Annotated in this window: 15 protein-coding genes and 1 tRNA gene; 7 read left to right on the top strand and 9 right to left on the bottom strand. The window is 72.9% G+C overall.

Annotation, left to right across the window (positions count from 1 at the left end; all coding sequences use genetic code 11):
* Window positions 1-86 precede the first annotated feature (86 nt).
* The 7 genes from AB0N63_RS05535 to galU form a co-directional block, all read right to left on the bottom strand.
* A tRNA-Ala gene (locus AB0N63_RS05535) sits at window positions 87-160 on the bottom strand.
* A gap of 99 nt (window positions 161-259) precedes the next feature.
* Entirely contained in the window at window positions 260-1,633 is a 1,374-nt protein-coding gene (glpR, locus tag AB0N63_RS05530; RefSeq protein WP_365524415.1) for a gephyrin-like molybdotransferase receptor GlpR, read from the bottom strand.
* Window positions 1,634-1,876: 243 nt separating this feature from the next.
* Window positions 1,877-2,491 (bottom strand): GNAT family protein, encoded by a 615-nt coding sequence (locus AB0N63_RS05525; RefSeq protein ID WP_365524413.1) that lies wholly within the window; start codon window positions 2,489-2,491, stop codon window positions 1,877-1,879.
* 20 nt (window positions 2,492-2,511) lie between these two features.
* Window positions 2,512-3,042: a MogA/MoaB family molybdenum cofactor biosynthesis protein gene (locus AB0N63_RS05520; RefSeq protein WP_365524411.1), complete on the bottom strand. Its 531-nt coding sequence runs from the start codon at window positions 3,040-3,042 to the stop codon at window positions 2,512-2,514.
* Window positions 3,039-3,572 carry a cyclic pyranopterin monophosphate synthase MoaC gene (moaC, locus tag AB0N63_RS05515; protein WP_365524408.1) on the bottom strand — a complete coding sequence of 178 codons (534 nt, stop codon included), beginning with the start codon at window positions 3,570-3,572 and terminating at the stop codon, window positions 3,039-3,041. Before moaC ends, AB0N63_RS05520 begins: the two co-directional genes overlap by 4 nt.
* Window positions 3,573-3,658: 86 nt before the next feature.
* Complete coding sequence (gene glp / locus AB0N63_RS05510; protein WP_365524405.1) at window positions 3,659-4,981, bottom strand: gephyrin-like molybdotransferase Glp; 1,323 nt, start codon at window positions 4,979-4,981, stop codon at window positions 3,659-3,661.
* Between the two features lie 4 nt (window positions 4,982-4,985).
* Window positions 4,986-5,894: a UTP--glucose-1-phosphate uridylyltransferase GalU gene (gene galU / locus AB0N63_RS05505; RefSeq protein ID WP_365524402.1), complete on the bottom strand. Its 909-nt coding sequence runs from the start codon at window positions 5,892-5,894 to the stop codon at window positions 4,986-4,988.
* A gap of 100 nt (window positions 5,895-5,994) precedes the next feature.
* Here galU and AB0N63_RS05500 point away from each other — a divergent pair, with 100 nt between their 5' ends.
* The gene (locus AB0N63_RS05500) at window positions 5,995-6,612 is read left to right on the top strand and encodes a 5-formyltetrahydrofolate cyclo-ligase (RefSeq protein WP_365524399.1); all 618 of its coding nucleotides are present in this window, start codon (window positions 5,995-5,997) and stop codon (window positions 6,610-6,612) included.
* A 99-nt stretch (window positions 6,613-6,711) separates the two neighbouring features.
* Here the strand turns inward: AB0N63_RS05500 and AB0N63_RS05495 are convergent, their stop codons facing one another.
* Window positions 6,712-9,594, bottom strand: coding sequence for a penicillin acylase family protein (locus AB0N63_RS05495; RefSeq protein WP_365524396.1), 2,883 nt, complete (start codon window positions 9,592-9,594; stop codon window positions 6,712-6,714).
* Window positions 9,595-9,856: 262 nt separating this feature from the next.
* Between AB0N63_RS05495 and AB0N63_RS05490 the strand changes: the two genes are divergently transcribed.
* The 6 genes from AB0N63_RS05490 to mscL all read left to right on the top strand — a co-directional run bounded on the left by AB0N63_RS05490 (window position 9,857) and on the right by mscL (window position 15,737).
* Complete coding sequence (locus tag AB0N63_RS05490; protein ID WP_365524789.1) at window positions 9,857-11,353, top strand: potassium/proton antiporter; 1,497 nt, start codon at window positions 9,857-9,859, stop codon at window positions 11,351-11,353.
* 370 nt (window positions 11,354-11,723) lie between these two features.
* Complete coding sequence (locus AB0N63_RS05485) at window positions 11,724-13,022, top strand: MFS transporter (RefSeq protein ID WP_365524394.1); 1,299 nt, start codon at window positions 11,724-11,726, stop codon at window positions 13,020-13,022.
* Between the two features lie 67 nt (window positions 13,023-13,089).
* Window positions 13,090-13,392: an FmdB family zinc ribbon protein gene (locus AB0N63_RS05480; protein ID WP_365524391.1), complete on the top strand. Its 303-nt coding sequence runs from the start codon at window positions 13,090-13,092 to the stop codon at window positions 13,390-13,392.
* Between the two features lie 76 nt (window positions 13,393-13,468).
* Window positions 13,469-14,302, top strand: coding sequence for an S-methyl-5'-thioadenosine phosphorylase (locus AB0N63_RS05475; protein ID WP_365524389.1), 834 nt, complete (start codon window positions 13,469-13,471; stop codon window positions 14,300-14,302).
* 559 nt (window positions 14,303-14,861) lie between these two features.
* A complete protein-coding gene (locus AB0N63_RS05470) occupies window positions 14,862-15,221 on the top strand; it encodes a hypothetical protein (RefSeq protein ID WP_365524386.1) in 360 nt (119 codons plus the stop codon).
* 57 nt (window positions 15,222-15,278) lie between these two features.
* A complete protein-coding gene (gene mscL, locus AB0N63_RS05465; RefSeq protein WP_365524383.1) occupies window positions 15,279-15,737 on the top strand; it encodes a large conductance mechanosensitive channel protein MscL in 459 nt (152 codons plus the stop codon).
* A 70-nt stretch (window positions 15,738-15,807) separates the two neighbouring features.
* Here the strand turns inward: mscL and AB0N63_RS05460 are convergent, their stop codons facing one another.
* The gene (locus AB0N63_RS05460; protein ID WP_365524381.1) at window positions 15,808-15,978 is read right to left on the bottom strand and encodes a hypothetical protein; all 171 of its coding nucleotides are present in this window, start codon (window positions 15,976-15,978) and stop codon (window positions 15,808-15,810) included.
* Between the last annotated feature and the right edge of the window lie 61 nt (window positions 15,979-16,039).

The raw sequence follows: 16,039 nt of genomic DNA, 5'->3' as shown, positions 1-16,039 counted from the left end.
GAGCCCCGGAAACGACGAAGGTCCCGGCCGATCAGATGATCGGCCGGGACCTTCGTTCACCGCTCTCTGTCGAGAACGGTTGTGCGTGGACCTGAGGGGATTCGAACCCCTGGCCCCCTCGATGCGAACGAGGTGCGCTACCGGACTGCGCCACAGGCCCTTGCAACGAGTGAAACTCTAGCATCCTCAACCGGGTGGTTGGAAATCCGTTCCCGGGCTGGTCAGCGGCGGGGGCGGACGGCCGCCGGGGCCGGGACGGCTACTCGTTGGCCGCGCGCGGCCGGCCGCCGTCCTCGTACTGGTCGAAGAGCGGGGTGCGCCCCCGCTCGCGGGAGCGGCGGGCCGAGGCGGCCCGGCGGGCGTCGGTGCGGCCGTCGTCGTCGGCGCGGTCCTCGTCCGGGACCGACGGCTCGGCCGCCTCGGCCACGGCCGGTCCCTGCTCGGGCACCGCGGCGGACGAGCGCGCCGAACTCCAGGCGTCCGGTGCGCCGAGGTCCACGTCGGAGGTGGCCCGGGGTGCGACCGGCGCGGTGACGTACGTCGGAAGCGGCACCGGCACCGGGTCCCAGCTGTCGCCGTGGCCGGGGCGGGGCCGGCGCTCGCGCTGCTGGTCCAGCCACTCGGCGTGGTCGGTCTGCTCGACCAGGGCGCGCCGGTCGGCGGCGAGGGCGGACAGCCCGGGGTCCGTCTCGGGCTCGGGGCCCACGTCCGGCTCGTCCACGTCCTCCTCCGCGGCCGCGCGCCGGCGCGGCTGGCGCCGGCTCTCGCGCAGCCGCTGCGCGGCTGCCTCGGCGTGGCGGCGGTCCATCTGGTAGGCGAACCGGCGGCGCTCCTGGACGCGGAGGTACGCGATGTACGCGCTGAGCAGCACGGCGGGCACGGCGGGCGCCCACAGGAAGGCGAGCCCGCCGACGGCGGCGACGATGGCGCCGAGCGTGAAGGCGAGGAAGAGGACGACGGTGGTGCGCCGGCGGCGGGCGAGAACCCGTGTGCGCCGGGCACGTGCCGCCGCGGCCTCCGCGCCGGGTGCACGCCGGGGCGCCGGGACGCGCTTGCGCGCGGGAGCGTCGGCCGACTCGTCCGCCGGTGCCGCGCCTCGATCCGCCTGCCCCGCCTCCGGCCCCGGGGTCGGCGCGGCGGGCGATCCGGCGTCCGGCCCCCCGGCCCGTCCCGCGCTCCCGGCCCTGGCCGGGAGCGGTACCGCGTCCGGCTCGGCGGCCGGCCCCGGGACGGCTCCGGCCGCACGGCCGGAGCCCGGCGCGCGGTCGGGATCCGACGCGCGGGCCGGGCCCGAGAGACGCTCGGGCGTCCGCTCCTGGCGGTCCTGCGCGAGGGGGAGTTCCGCTTCCTGGGTCCGGGTCGGGGGTACGGCGAAGGCCCGGACGTCCACCGAGTCGGTGACGGCGTCCGGAGACACGGCGCCGGCCTCCCCCTCCTCGGCGGAGCGCGCTTTGAGGTCCCTGGCGTACCGGCGCTCCATGCCCGCCCGTCCGGAAAGCAGCCGGATGGCGGTGCTGAAGCGTTCCGTCGGACGGGCCTCGTTCAGCTCGTCCTGCCTACGGAGCCACATGGGCACCAAGTAGGCGGCCCAGGCCCCGACAATGACTGCGTAGATGAGGCCGCTGCTGCTCACGCCTCACACGGTAGAGGGGTTTACGCAAGGCCATCGGCCAATTGGGCCGGTGTGTCGCACGATCTGGCTGATATTCCCAACTTTTTTTGCGACTGATGCGATGAGCGGACCGTCAGGAGAGCGGATGCGGGCGAATTCATTGCCTTCGGACCTGAATTCGAACACTTATTCAATTCACTGGCTCACGTCATCCCGCAGGCGGCAGCGGCGAGTTGGGCGGACGGGACGGGAAGAGCCGTCCGCTCAGGCCGGGTTTCCCTTCGGCGCCCGCTGGGCCCGGGTGCGCCGCCACCGGTTGAGCAGGCCGTCGGGGACCTCCTCCGCGGTGAGCGCGAAGACCAGATGGTCGCGCCACGCCCCGTCGATGTGCAGATAACGGGGCCGCAGTCCCTCCTCGCGGAATCCGAGTTTCTCCACCACCCGGCGGCTCGGCCCGTTCTCGGGGCGAATGCAGACCTCGATGCGGTGCAGGCCGACGGTGCGGAAGCAGTGGTCCACGACCAGGGCGACCGCGGTCGGCATCACCCCGCGCCCGGCCACCGACTCGTCCACCCAGTAGCCGACGTGGCCCGAGCACATCGAGCCCCAGGTGATCCCGGCGACCGTCAACTGCCCGACCAGCCGCCCCTGGTACTCCACGACGAACGGCAGCATCCGCCCGGCCCGCGCCTCCGCCCGCAGATGGCGCACCATCTGCCGGTAGGTCGGCCGGTGCGTGATCGGCCCGCCCGGCGTGGGCGGCGGAATGGTCGCCTCCCAGGGCCTGAGCCAGCCCCGGTTGCGCTGGTTGACCTCGCGCCAGGCCCGCTGGTCGCGCAGCCTTATCGGCCGGAGGACGACATCGCCCTCCGCGAGCACCGCGGGCCACACTGGGCTGTTCAGCTCGCACCCCCACGCTCGGCGCCGGGTCTGGGATGGTCCCCGCCGCGCACCTGGTCGACGGCGTGCGTCAACAGCGGCTGCAGTACGGCCAGTCCGTCCTTCACCCCACCTGTGGACCCCGGCAGGTTGACGATCAGCGTCCGCCCGGCCACGCCGGCCAGACCGCGCGAGAGCGCCGCCGTCGGCACCTTCTCGCGGCCGAAGGCCCGGATCGCCTCGGCGATGCCCGGCACCTCGCGGTCGATCACCCGGCGGGTCGCCTCGGGGGTGCGGTCGGTGGGCGAGATGCCGGTGCCGCCGGTGGTGACCACGACGTCGTACCCGGCGGCCACGGCGGCGCGCAGGGCGGCCTCCACCGGGTCGCCGTCCGGGACGACCTCGGGGCCGTCGACGGCGAATCCGAAGCGGGCGAGGCCGTCGGCGACCAAGGGGCCGCCCCGGTCCTCGTAGACCCCGGCGGCGGCCCGGTTGGAGGCCGTGACCACCAGTGCCCGGTACGTCCCGCCGGCCGCTGCCTCGTGTGTCATGCCCGGCTCCAGTCGCCCGACTTGCCGCCCGTCTTCTCCTCGACCCTCACATCCGTGATGACCGCTCCCTTGTCGACCGCCTTCACCATGTCGATCACGGTGAGCGCGGCGACGGTGACCGCGGTGAGCGCCTCCATCTCGACGCCCGTGCGGTCCGTCGTCTTCACGGCGGCCGTGATCTCCACGGCGTCGTCCGCGACCGACAGGTCCAGTTTCACACCCGACACCGACAACGGGTGGCACAGCGGGATGAGGTCCGGGGTGCGCTTGGCGCCCATGATCCCGGCGATCCGGGCGGTGGCCAGGGCGTCGCCCTTGGGCACCCCCTCCCCGCGCAGCAGCTCGACGACGCGGGGCGAGACGAGGACGCGACCGCTCGCGCGGGCGGTGCGCGCGGTCACGTCCTTGCCCGACACGTCGACCATCCGGGCGGCGCCCGCGTCGTCGAGGTGGGTCAGCCGGTCCTGCCCGGCCGTCGGCACGCGGTGCTCTACAGGTCCGGGGGTCTCCCCCCGGGAAGGTGTGGTCATGCTCTGCGGCGCTCCCGATTGGGGCCCTGCGCGGTGCGGTCGCGCGGGCCTGCTGTGCGCGACACGGTACCGCCAACCCGGGCGGGTCAGCCGAGCAGGACCACCTCGACCTCGGCGCCGGGTTCCAGGGACTCGGTGTCCTCGGGGACCACGATGAGGGCGTCGGCCTGCGCGAGCGCCGCGATCAGATGGGAGCCGGAGCCGCCCACGGGGGTCACCTCGCCGTCGGAGTACCGCCCGCGCAGGAACTGCCTGCGTCCCTTGGGCGAGGTGAGCGGAGCGTCCGCCGCGAGCGTGGCCCGTGCGCTCGGCCGGTGCACGTCCTTCAGGCCCATCAGGGTGCGGATGACCGGACGGACGAACAGCTCGAAGGAGACGTACGACGACACCGGGTTGCCGGGCAGCGCCAGCAGCGGGACGTGGTCGGGGCCGACGGTGCCGAAGCCCTGGGGCTTGCCCGGCTGCATGGCGAGCCTGCGGAACTCCACGCCGCCGCCCGCCTCGTCCTCGTCGCCGACGTGCGCCAGCGCCTCCTTGACGACGTCGTACGCGCCCACGCTCACCCCGCCCGTGGTGACCATCAGGTCGGCGCGCACCAGCTGGTCCTCGACGGTGGTGCGCAGGGTGTCCGCGTCGTCGGCGACGGCGCCCACGCGGTAGGCGATGGCACCGGCGTCGCGGGCGGCCGCGGTCAGCGCGAAGCTGTTGGAGTCGTAGATCTGCCCGTGGCCCAGCTGCTCGTCGGGCTGGACGAGTTCGCTGCCGGTGGACATCACCACCACGCGCGGGCGCGGGCGCACCCGGACCGTGCCACGGCCGATGGCGGCGAGCAGCGCGATCTGCGGCGGACCGAGGACCGTGCCGGCGCTCAGGGCGCGGTCGCCCGCCTTGACGTCGCTGCCGGCGTCACGCACGTGCGCGCGTGCCTTCGCCGGACGGTGCACGCGCACCTGCCCGGTGGCGCCCTCCGGGGAGGCGCTGCGGGCGCGCATCGAGCTGACCGGGCCCTCGCCGAGCCCGCCGTCGGTCCACTCCACGGGGACGACGGTCTCGGCGCCGGGCGGCAGCGGGGCACCGGTCATGATCCGGGCGGCCTGCCCCGGACCCACGTGCGGCGGTTCGGCCGCGCCGGCGGCGACGTCCCCGACGACCTCCAGGGCGGCCGGGAACTCCTCGCTCGCGCCCGCCACGTCCGTGACCCGCACCGCGTAACCGTCCATGGAGCTGTTGTCGAACGGCGGCAGGGACAGGGGCACCGTGATGTCCTCCACCAGGACGCAGCCCTGCGCGTCGAGCAGTTGCAGCTCGATCGGCTCCAGGGGGCGGACGGTGGTCAGGACGTCCTGGAGGTGCTCGTCCACCGACCACAGGCGGTCGGGGCCGGCGGTGTCCTGTCCTGCGCTGCTCACGTCGTCACATCTCCTCGGCTACGTACCGCTTGAGCCAGTTCCTGAAGTCGGGACCGAGGTCCTCACGCTCGCACGCGAGCCGGACGATGGCGCGCAGATAGTCCCCGCGGTCCCCGGTGTCGTAGCGGCGGCCCTTGAAGACGACGCCGTGCACCGGGCCACCGGCCGTGCCGGAGGGGTTCTGCGCGAGCTGCTGGAGCGCGTCGGTGAGCTGGATCTCGTTGCCCCGGCCGGGCTCGGTCCTGCGGAGTATGTCGAAGATGTGCGGGTCGAGGACGTAGCGGCCGATGATCGCGTAGTTGGAGGGGGCGTCCGCCGGGTCCGGCTTCTCGACCAGGCCCGTCACCTGGACGACGTCGCTGTCCGCGGTGGGCTGCACGGCCGCGCAGCCGTAGAGGTGGATCTGCTCGGGCGCGACCTCCATGAGGGCGACGACGCTGCCGCCGTAGACCTCCTGGACCTCTATCATCCGCTGGAGCAGCGGGTCGCGCGGGTCGATCAGGTCGTCGCCGAGCAGGACGGCGAACGGCTCGTCGCCCACGTGCGGGGCGGCGCACAGCACCGCGTGGCCGAGGCCCTTGGGGTCGCCCTGGCGGACGTAGTGCATCGTCGCCAGGTCGCTCGATTCCTGCACCTTGGCGAGCCGCTCGGCGTCACCCTTGTTGGCGAGGGCCGACTCCAGCTCGTAGTTGCGGTCGAAGTGGTCCTCGAGGGGGCGCTTGTTGCGGCCCGTCACCATGAGGACGTCGTCGAGGCCCGCGGACACGGCCTCCTCGACCACGTACTGGATCGCCGGCTTGTCCACGACCGGCAGCATCTCCTTGGGAGTGGCCTTCGTCGCCGGCAGGAACCGGGTGCCGAGGCCGGCTGCGGGAATGACAGCCTTGCTGATCCTGGGGTGCGTCTGACTCATGGCGGCAACCATATCCGCTGCCTTGCGGGGAGTCCGTCCCTCCGGTTCGACGGTACACATCGGCCCACGCGCCGAATCCGAGGAAAGGCACGGAAGTCCCTTGCATGACACCGGACCTGCGCCGGGGCCCGACAAGCGGGCGCTGCGGCGCGCCCTGCTCGCGGCCCGCGGCCGGCTGACCGCCGACGACGTACGGGAGGCGGGGCGGGCGCTGGCCCGGCGCGCCCTGGAGCTGCCGGAGCTTGCGGGGGCGCGCACGGTGGCCGCGTACGTCTCCGTCGGCGCCGAGCCCGGCACCCACGCCCTGCTCGACGCGCTGCACGCGCGCGGGGTGCGCGTCCTGCTGCCGGCCCTGATGCCCGACAACGACCTGGACTGGGGCCTCTACGGCGGCGAGGGTTCCCTCGCGCGCGTACGGCACGGCGGCGGCCGGATGGAGCTGTTCGAACCGGCCGAGCCGCTGCTCGGCCAGGACGCCGTGACGGGCGCCGACGCGGTGCTGCTGCCCGGCCTCGCCGTCGACCGCCTCGGTCTGCGGCTCGGCCGCGGGGGCGGCTCCTACGACCGGGTGCTGGCCCGGCTGGAGCGGGCGGACGCGCATCCCGCACTGGTGGTCCTGCTGTACGACCCGGAGGTCGTCGAACGCCTTCCGGCCGAGCCGCACGACCAGCCGGTGCGCGCCGCGGTGACGCCGTCGGCGGTCCACCGCTTCGGCTGACGCCCGCCCCCGGGTACGCCGATGGCCCTCCACGCGCGCGTGGAGGGCCATCGGCGGGGTGGCGCCGTCAGCCGCGGAGGGCCCGGGCGCCGGCCGGTGTCACGGCTTGAGCACCAGGGTGTCGCTCGTGCTCCTGCCGACGGCGTTCGCCGAGAACGACCAGGGCAGCAGCTCGCCCTTGGCCCACAGACTCGTCTGGTCGGTGTAGTGGGCGCTGAAGGCGTGTCCGGACGCGCCGGTCAGGTTGATCCACTTGGACTTGTCGAGGTCGGCGAGGTTGACCACCATCCGCATGGACGGCACCCAGACGACGTTGTAGCCGCCGGCGGCGTTCCACCCGGACGCGTTGACCGCGGCCTCGCCGCCGCTGAGCTTCCAGGGGCCGCGGTTGAGGATGTACTGGAGGAAACCGGGGCCCTCGGTGCCGAGGGTCTGGTTCTTCAGGAACAGGCGGTGCAGCCGGCCCCAGCTCCAGGAGTCGATGTCCTTGCCGAGCTTGGCGGTCAGCTCCCAGCGGGCGTCGATCATGGCGCGGGCGAACAGCTGGTCGCGGTTGTCGGCCTTGGGGCGGGTACCGGAGGCCGGCGTCTTCCACCAGTCGCTGTTCTCGTCGTCCATGAGGTTGCGCACGACCTCGAACCAGCGGTCGCCGCCGTCCGGCTGCGCCTGGTCGGCGTCGCGCTCGCCGCACTCGCGGACCTTGGTGGTCTCGTCGACCGGACCGGTGTTGCCGGCCGGCTCCACCCACAGGCACTGGCCCTTGAGGCGCAGTTCCTTGGGCAGCTTGTTGCCGAAGGCCAGCTTGAGGACGTTGCGCCAGACCGCGTTGAAGTAGGCCGCGGCCGCCGAGTCGGCGTCCTGGGTGTAGTCCCAGCCCTCCAGGAGCTTCTGCGCCTGGCGGACGTCCTTGTCCTTGAGGTCGATCTTCAGCAGCTTGGGCACCAGCAGCTTGGCGATCTCGCTGCTGTTGTCCATCTGCATCTGCCGCATGTCCTCGGTGGAGATCTTGCCCCCGCCGTCGATCTTCGACTGGATCAGATCGGTGATCCGCTGGCTGCGGGTGCCGTAGCCCCAGTCCGTGGTGAGCGTGTACGGGTACTTGTCCTGGTCGACGACGGCCTGGTTGGCGGTGACGATGTAGCCGCGCTTCGGGTTGTACTCGTAGGGCAGCTCGTCCTGCCCGATGTAGCCCTTCCAGTCGTACTTGGAGTCCCAGCCGGGCGCCGGGACGGAGCCGTCGTCGTTCTTCGCGCGCAGCGGGATGCGGCCGGGCAGGGTGTAGCCGATGTTGTTCCTGGTGTCGGCGTAGATCATGTTCTGCGACGGCACGTCGAACAGCGCCGCCGCCGAGCGGAAGCCGCTCCAGTCCTTGGCCCTGTCGATGGCGAAGACGGCGTCCATGGTGGTGCCCGGCTCCAGCGCGGTCCACTTCAGGGCGATGGCGTAGCCGTCGCCGCGGTCGGGCGCCGCGGTGTCGACGGTGGCCTTCTTGCCGACCTGGACGAGTTCGTCGTCGCGGTCGGAGAGCAGCGGCATCCCGTCCCGCGTCTCGCGGACGACGATCGTCTTGGCGGCGCCGCCGGCGACCTTGATGGTCTCCTGGCGGGTGCGGAACGGCACCGTCTTGTCGTCGCGCAGGTAACCGTTGCCGCTGAGCTTCTCGAGGTAGAGGTCGGTGACGTCGACCCCGGAGTTGGTCATGCCCCAGGCGATGTTCTGGTTGTGGCCTATGACCACGCCGGGCATGCCCGCGAAGGTGTAGCCGGTCACGTCGTAGGGGCACTTGTCGGAGACCGTGCGGCAGTGCAGGCCCATCTGGTACCAGACGGACGGCAGCGCGGGACCCAGGTGCGGGTCGTTGGCGAGCAGCGGCTTGCCGGTGATGGTGTACTTGCCGCCGACCACCCAGGAGTTCGAGCCGATGCCGTCGCCGTTCACCCCGACGGCCGCGGGCAGGTCCTGCATGACGCCGCGCAGGCCCATCAGCTGGCCCTGGACCCCGGAGCCGCTCGTGCCGGACGCGCCCGCGGAGGCGCCGGTACCGGTGCCCGTGCCGCTACCGGTACCTGTGCCGGCACCAGTAACCGTGCCCGTCCCGGTACCCGTGCCCGTCGAGAGGCCCGTGCCGGACGAGCCGGTGGAGCCGGTGGAGCCGGTGGAGCCGGTGGAGCCGGACGAGTCCGATCCGCTGTCGCCGCCCTTGAAGGCCCCGGCCAGTTCGCTGTACTGGCCCTCGGTGACGATCGGCTTGTTGCGGCCGTACGGGTAGTCCGGGTACAGGTCCTTGATCTGCTTGGGGCCCAGGCGGCTGGTCATCAGGGCGCGGTCGATCTCGTCCTGCATGTTGCCGCGCAGGTCCCAGGCCATCGCCTTGAGCCAGGAGACCGAGTCGACCGGGGTCCACTCGGTGGGCTTGTAGTCGTTGGTCAGGCCCAGGGCCGCGTACTCCAGGGAGATGTCCTGGGCGGAGCGGCCCTTGAGGTAGGCGTTGACGCCCTGGGAGTAGGCCTGGAGGTACTTCTTGGCGGCGGGCGACAGCTTGGTGTCGTACTCCTGCTTGGCCACGCGGTCCCAGCCCAGGGTGCGCAGGAACTCGTCGTTCTTGACCTGGCCCTTGCCGAACATCTCCGACAGGCGGCCGGAGGTCATGTGCCGGCGGACGTCCATCTCGTAGAACCGGTCCTGCGCCTGGACGTATCCCTGCGCCATGAACAGGTCCTCGGGCGAGGAGGCGTAGATCTGCGGGATGCCGTAGCCGTCGCGCTTGACGTCGACGGGGCCGGACAGCCCCTGGAGCGTGGCCTCGCCGTTGGTCTGCGGGAAGGAGGCGCGGACGGTGCTGACGGACCAGTAGGCGCCGTAGGCGACGCCGCCGATGAGGGCCAGCACCAGGACGATCACGACGAGTCGGGCTTTTCGCCCCTTCTTCCGGCCGGACTTGCCGGGCTTGTCACCCGTTGTGGCGGTGGTGTTGGGGGGCATCGCTGTCCTTGCTGTCCTAACGCGAGCGGCAGGTCGGGCTGTGACTTTGAATGAGCGCTGGAGCAACCATAGGCGCAGGGCCCGGTCGCACTTGACGCGGAGTCGAGTGACAGCCACGGACGGGCGTTCGATCTTCCCGCGGGAAGCGTCAAGAAAGCGTCAAGAGTTAGGTAAGGTAACGAAGTAACCGGACGACCCGGCGAGCCCGCGTTCCGGGCCGACCAGGACATTCCGGACGGAGAACTCGGGGAAGGAACCGCCACTGACTGTTCACCACCTCAACCAGCTCCTGCTCGCCTGCTCCCTCGTCCTGCTCGTCGCCGTGGCGGCGGTCCGGATCTCCTCGCGCAGCGGGCTCCCCAGCCTGCTCGTGTACCTGGGGATCGGCGTCCTCATCGGCCAGGACGGCCTCGGCCAGATCCGCTTCGACAGCGCGGAGATGACCCAGGTCATCGGGTACGCGGCCCTCGTCGTGATCCTGGCCGAGGGCGGCCTGGGCACGAAGTGGAAGGAGATCAAGCCGGTCCTGCCGGCCGCCTCGCTGCTCGCGCTGGTCGGGGTCGGGGTCAGCGTCGGCGTCACCGCGGCCGGCGCCCACTACCTCGTCGGGCTGGAATGGCGCCAGGCGCTCATCATCGGCGCCGTGGTGTCCTCCACCGACGCGGCGGCCGTCTTCTCCGTGCTGCGGCGCATCCCGCTGCCCGCGCGCGTGACGGGCACCCTGGAGGCCGAGTCCGGCTTCAACGACGCCCCGGTCGTCATCCTCGTCGTCGCCTTCTCCACCGCCGGCCCGGTCGAACACTGGTACGTGCTGGTGGGCGAGATAGCGCTGGAGCTGGCCATCGGCGCCGCCCTGGGCATCGCGGTGGGCTGGCTCGGCGCCTGGGGCCTGCGCCATGTCGCCCTGCCCGCCTCCGGCCTCTACCCGATCGCCGTGATGGCCATCGCGGTCACCGCCTACGCCGCCGGCGCGCTGGCGCACGGGAGCGGCTTCCTCGCGGTCTACCTGGCGGCGATGCTCCTCGGCAACGCCAAGCTGCCGCACTGGCCCGCCACCCGCGGCTTCGCCGAGGGGCTCGGCTGGATCGCGCAGATCGGCATGTTCGTCCTGCTCGGTCTGCTGGTCACCCCGCACGACCTGCTCGACGACTTCCTGCCCGCCGTCGTCATCGGCCTGGTCCTGACCATGGTGGCGCGCCCGCTGAGCGTCCTGCTCAGCCTGCTGCCGTTCCGGGTGCCCTGGCCGGAGCAGGTCCTGATGTCGTGGGCCGGGCTGCGCGGCGCCGTGCCGATCATCCTGGCGACCATCCCCATGGTGAACGGCGTCGCCAACAGCGAGCGCATCTTCAACATCGTCTTCGTGCTGGTCGTCGTCTACACCGTCGTCCAGGGACCGACCCTGCCCTGGCTCGCCCGCAAGCTGCGGCTCGGCGAGAGCGAGAGCCCCGCCGACCTCGGCATCGAGTCGGCGCCCCTGGAGCGGCTGCGCGGCCATCTGCTGTCCGTCGCCATCCCCGAGGGCTCACTCATGCACGGCGTCGAGGTGGCCGAGCTGCGACTGCCCGCCGGGTCCGCGGTCACGCTCGTCGTCCGCGAGGGAAAATCGTTTGTCCCGCTGCCGACGACGGTCCTCAGGCGCGGCGACGAACTCCTCGTCGTCGCCACCGACCCGGTCCGCGAGGCCGCCGAACGCCGGCTGCGCGCGGTCGGCCGCGGCGGCAAGCTCGCCGACTGGCTGGGCGCCAACGGAGCGCGTTGAGGTCGGGTGCGCTGAGGGATGCCGGGGACACCGCGCGGGGCGTCCCGCCGGGGCGTCCCGCGCCGTGTCGCGGAAAGGCGCGTTCGGGGTGGCGTGCGCCCGTCGGAGTGCGGCGTACGCCCGTGCCCCGATCGCAGGCGTACGGCCGCCCGGGTGCTCGCTTTCACAGGTGCACGAGCACCCGGCCCCTGTACGATGAAGGCGCACCCTGATCGAACCAACTCTGCCTGACGCAGAGCTGGCGCGACCGTATGGCGGCCGGCTCGCCCCCCTCAGCGGGCGCCGGCATCTACCGCAGTCCGCGCAAGAGGACAGCTCTCGGCGCGCCCGTACCCGGGGCGGCGCTACCAGGCGGCAGAAAGGCACGGCCGTGGGATCCGCGGTCACCACCACCGACCCCGCGAAGACCTCGACGGCTTCCTCCCGCCCGGGATACGGGCAGTTGCTGCGCACCCGCGGCGCCTGGACGTTCCTGCTCCCCGGTTTCGCGGCACGGCAGCCGTTCGCGATGCTCACCATCTCCATCGTGCTGCTGGTGCAGCACACCACCGGCTCCTACGGCGCGGCGGGCGCCACCGCGGCCGTCACCGGTGTCGCCATGGCGCTGTTCGCCCCCTACAGCGGACGGCTCGCCGACCGCTACGGACAGCGCGCCGTCCTGCTGCCCGGCGTCCTCGTGCACACCCTGGCAGGCCTCACCCTCACCGCGTTCGCGCTGGCGCACGCCCCCCTGTGGGTGCTGTTCGTCGCGGCCGTGCCGACCGGCGCCTCGGTGCCGCAGATCGGCCCCATGGTGCGCGCCCGCTGGGGCGTCACCCTGAAGGACTCGCCGCTGATGACCACCGCGGCCGCCTTCGAGTCGGTCACCGACGAGCTGACGTTCGTCTTCGGCCCCCTGCTGGCCACCGCGCTGTGCACCGCCGTCGCCCCGGCGGCCGGCCTGCTCACGGAGGCGTCGCTGACCCTGGTCGGCGGTCTGCTGTTCGCCGCGCAGAAGCGCACCCAGCCGCCCGTCGCGGCGGGCGACGGGCACGCGCGCGTGGACCACGTCTCCGCGCTCGGCGTCCCCGGCGTGCGGGTGCTGATCGCGGCCTTCCTCGGCATCGGCTCGGTCTTCGGCGGCATGCAGGTCTCGCTGGCCGCCTTCACCGAGTCCATCGGCGAGCCCGGTCTCAACGGCGTCCTGTACGGCACGTTCGCCGCGGGCAACATGCTCTCCGGCGTGGTGTGCGGCGCGATCGCCTGGAAGGCTGCCCCGCAGCGCCGCCTCCTGGTCGGCTACACCGCCCTCGCGCTGGCCGCCTCCGCGCTGTGGACCGCCCACTCGGTGCTGCTGCTGGCCGCGCTCGGCCTGTTGGTCGGCATGTGCATCGCGCCCGCCCTGATCACCGGCTACACCCTGGTCGAGGGGCTGGTCCCGGCCGGCGCCCGCACGGAGGCGTTCACCTGGCTGACCGGCGCGGTCGCGCTGGGGCAGGCCGCCGCCGTCACCGTCGCCGGACAGCTGGAGGACCGGCTGTGGGGCGGGGCCGGGTTCCTGGTCCCGATGACCGGCACGGTGCTCGCCCTGCTGGCCCTGGTGACCCTGCGCTCGCGCCTGGCCGCCCGGCCCGGCGGCCGCACCGTGGCACGTGGCGTCGGTCACCGCTCACCTGTCGCAGTGGACTGACGCGGCGGAATACGTCACTATGGTTCGTCGTTAGCACTCATCGAGTGAGAGTGCCAGGAGGAAGACAGTGCCCACCTACCAGTACCAGTGCACCGAGTGCGGCGAGGGCCTCGAGGCGGTGCAGAAGTTCACCGACGACGCACTCACCGAGTGCCCCAACTGCTCGGGCCGCCTGAAGAAGGTGTTCTCCGCGGTCGGCATTGTCTTCAAGGGCTCCGGCTTCTACCGCAACGACAGCCGCGGATCGTCGTCGAGCAGCAGTCCGGCGTCGTCGAAGTCGTCGAGTTCCTCGTCCACGACCGGCTCGGCCGGTTCGTCGTCGAGCGGGTCCTCGTCGTCGTCCTCGACGTCCACCAGCTCCGCCGCCTGACGTCGCACTTCCGGACCCCGTCGGCCACCGCCGGCGGGGTCTTCGGCGTGTCCGGGGGGCGGCTAGGGTGCTGTGCATGGCGAACGCAGAGATCGGTGTCATCGGCGGGTCCGGCTTCTACTCCTTCCTGGACGACGTCACCGAGGTCCAGGTGAACACGCCGTACGGGGCGCCCAGCGACTCCCTGTTCCTCGGCGAGGTCGCCGGCCGGCGGGTCGCCTTCCTGCCCCGGCACGGCCGCGGCCACCACCTCCCGCCGCACCGCATCAACTACCGGGCCAACCTGTGGGCGCTGCGCTCGGTGGGCGTGCGCCAGGTCCTCGGGCCCTGCGCGGTGGGCGGGCTGCGCCCCGAGTACGGGCCGGGCACGCTGCTGGTCCCGGACCAGTTCGCCGACCGTACGAAGTCCCGCGAGCAGACCTACTTCGACGGGCTGCCGCTGCCCGACGGCACCCTGCCGAACGTCGTCCACGTCTCCCTGGCCGACCCCTACTGCCCGGTCGGCCGGGCGGCCGCGCTGACGGCGGCGAGCGGGCGGGACTGGGCGGCCGTCGACGGCGGCACGCTCGTCGTCGTGGAGGGCCCGCGCTTCTCGACCCGCGCCGAGTCGCTGTGGCACCAGGCGCAGGGCTGGTCGGTGGTCGGCATGACGGGCCACCCCGAGGCGGCGCTCGCCCGGGAGCTGGAACTCTGCTACACGTCCCTGACGCTGGTCACCGACCTCGACGCGGGCGCGGAGAGCGGCGAGGGCGTCTCCCACGAGGAGGTCCTCAGGGTGTTCGCGGCGAACGTGGAGCGGCTGCGGGGCGTGCTGTTCGACGCGGTGGCGGCGCTGCCGGCCACGGAGGACCGGGACTGCCTGTGCGCCACGGCGCTGGGCGGGATGGACCCGGGGTTCGTGCTGCCGTAGCGGCCGACGGAGCCGGGCCCGGGGGTGAGTCGCTGCCGGGCGGGACGGCGGGCGGGGGCGGAACGTCACGTTCGGGTGAGGGAGTTCTCCACAACCGGCGAGTAGTGCACGGGGCCCGGCGGGCTGCGGCGCGATGCCTCATCGTGGCAGCGCAAGCCGGTTCGCCGGTCCGGTCCCGTCCCCGCAGGTGGTGGTCCACGTGTCCCTCCCGCCCACGTTCCCCTCGTCCTCTCCCCCGCCGTCCTCCCCTGCTCCGTCCTGGTCGTTCACGCCGCCGGTCGCGGGTCCACGCGGCGCGGACACCCCGCCCACGTACGAGGTGCCGCACTTCCCGCCGGTGCGGGTGCGCGGCGGACGGTACGGGCCGCTCGGTCTCGTACGGCGGCGCGGGAGGACCCTGGCGGTCGGCCTGGCACTCGCGGCGGCCGCGCTGGTGGCCGCGGGCCCCCGCCCGGGGACGGACCCACCGGGCGGCGGACCGGCGCGGGGACACCCGGCCCGGCCGGCGGACGCACCGCCGGGAGCCCGGGACGGCCTCGACGCGAAAGCGGAGCGGACGGTGACCGCGCCCGTACGCATCGCCGACGCGGAGACCGTGCGACTGCTGCGCCCCGGCGACCGGGTCGACGTGATCGCCGCCGGGGACCCGGCGGCGGGCGGCACGGCCCGGGTGCTGGCGCACGGGGCGAGGGTGGTCCGCATGCCGCGGGCGACGACCGGCGGCGCGGACGCGCAGATGCCGGACGGGACGGACCGGGACGGCTCGGTCCCGGACGGGGCGGGCCCGCCGGGCACGGAGGGGGCGTTCCCCGCGAGCACGGACGGCGGGGCGCTGATCGCGCTGCGGGTGCCCCGCGCCACGGCCGCGCGGCTGGCCGGGGCGAGCGCGACCACCCGGTTGGCGGTGACCCTGTGGTGACCCGTAGGTTGAGTGGCCGTTTGTCCGACCAGCAGTACATCCGAGAAGGGGCCACCGGTGAGCAAGAAGCAGGACCCGAGCGTCTGGCAGGGCTTCAAGGCCTTCCTGATGCGCGGGAACGTGGTCGACCTGGCCGTCGCGGTGGTCGTCGGCGCGGCCTTCACCAACATCGTCAACGCGGTGGTGAAGGGGATGATCAACCCGGTCGTGGGCGCGATCGGCACCAAGAACCTCGACCACTACAGCTCGTGTCTCAGCTCGTCGTGCCGGGGCGACCGGGGCATCGAGATCGCGTGGGGCTCCGTGCTCGGCGCCACGCTCCAGTTCGTGATCACGGCCGCGGTGGTCTACTTCCTGATGGTCCTGCCGATGGCCAAGTTCCTGGCCCGGCAGGAGGCGCGCAAGCGGGCCAAGGAGGGCGCGCAGGAGGTCATGGACGTGACCGAGCTTCAGGTGCTCAAGGAGATCCGCGACGAGCTGGTCGCCCAGCGCGGCGGCACGCACGGCGGACGCTAGTTCCGGGACCGTCGGCGACAGCACCGGGCGGTGCCGTCCGCGGCGCGGGCGCCGGGCGGCGCCGGCCGCGTCAGATGTGGTGCGGCGGCTTTTCGTCGAGGAAGCGCTTGAGGTCGGCGGCGGCGTCGCCGTCCGGGCGCTCGCCCCACCCGCGGTCGGTGTCGTCCGTGGACTGCTGGCTCAGCGGATCGTCGAAGACCAGCGCGTTCTTCGGATCGCGCGGCTCGGGGCTGTCACTCATGTCTCAAGGGTACGGCGGCCGCCCAGTCCGGTTGCTGCGGGCGTCCGGAGCCGGTTTCTGC

Origin of the sequence: Streptomyces sp. NPDC093260 (genome assembly GCF_040683715.1) — a bacterium.
Lineage (GTDB): Bacteria > Actinomycetota > Actinomycetes > Streptomycetales > Streptomycetaceae > Streptomyces > Streptomyces sennicomposti.
The sequence above is the reverse complement of the archived record's forward strand: the minus strand, read 5'-3'. Positions and strand labels throughout refer to the sequence as shown.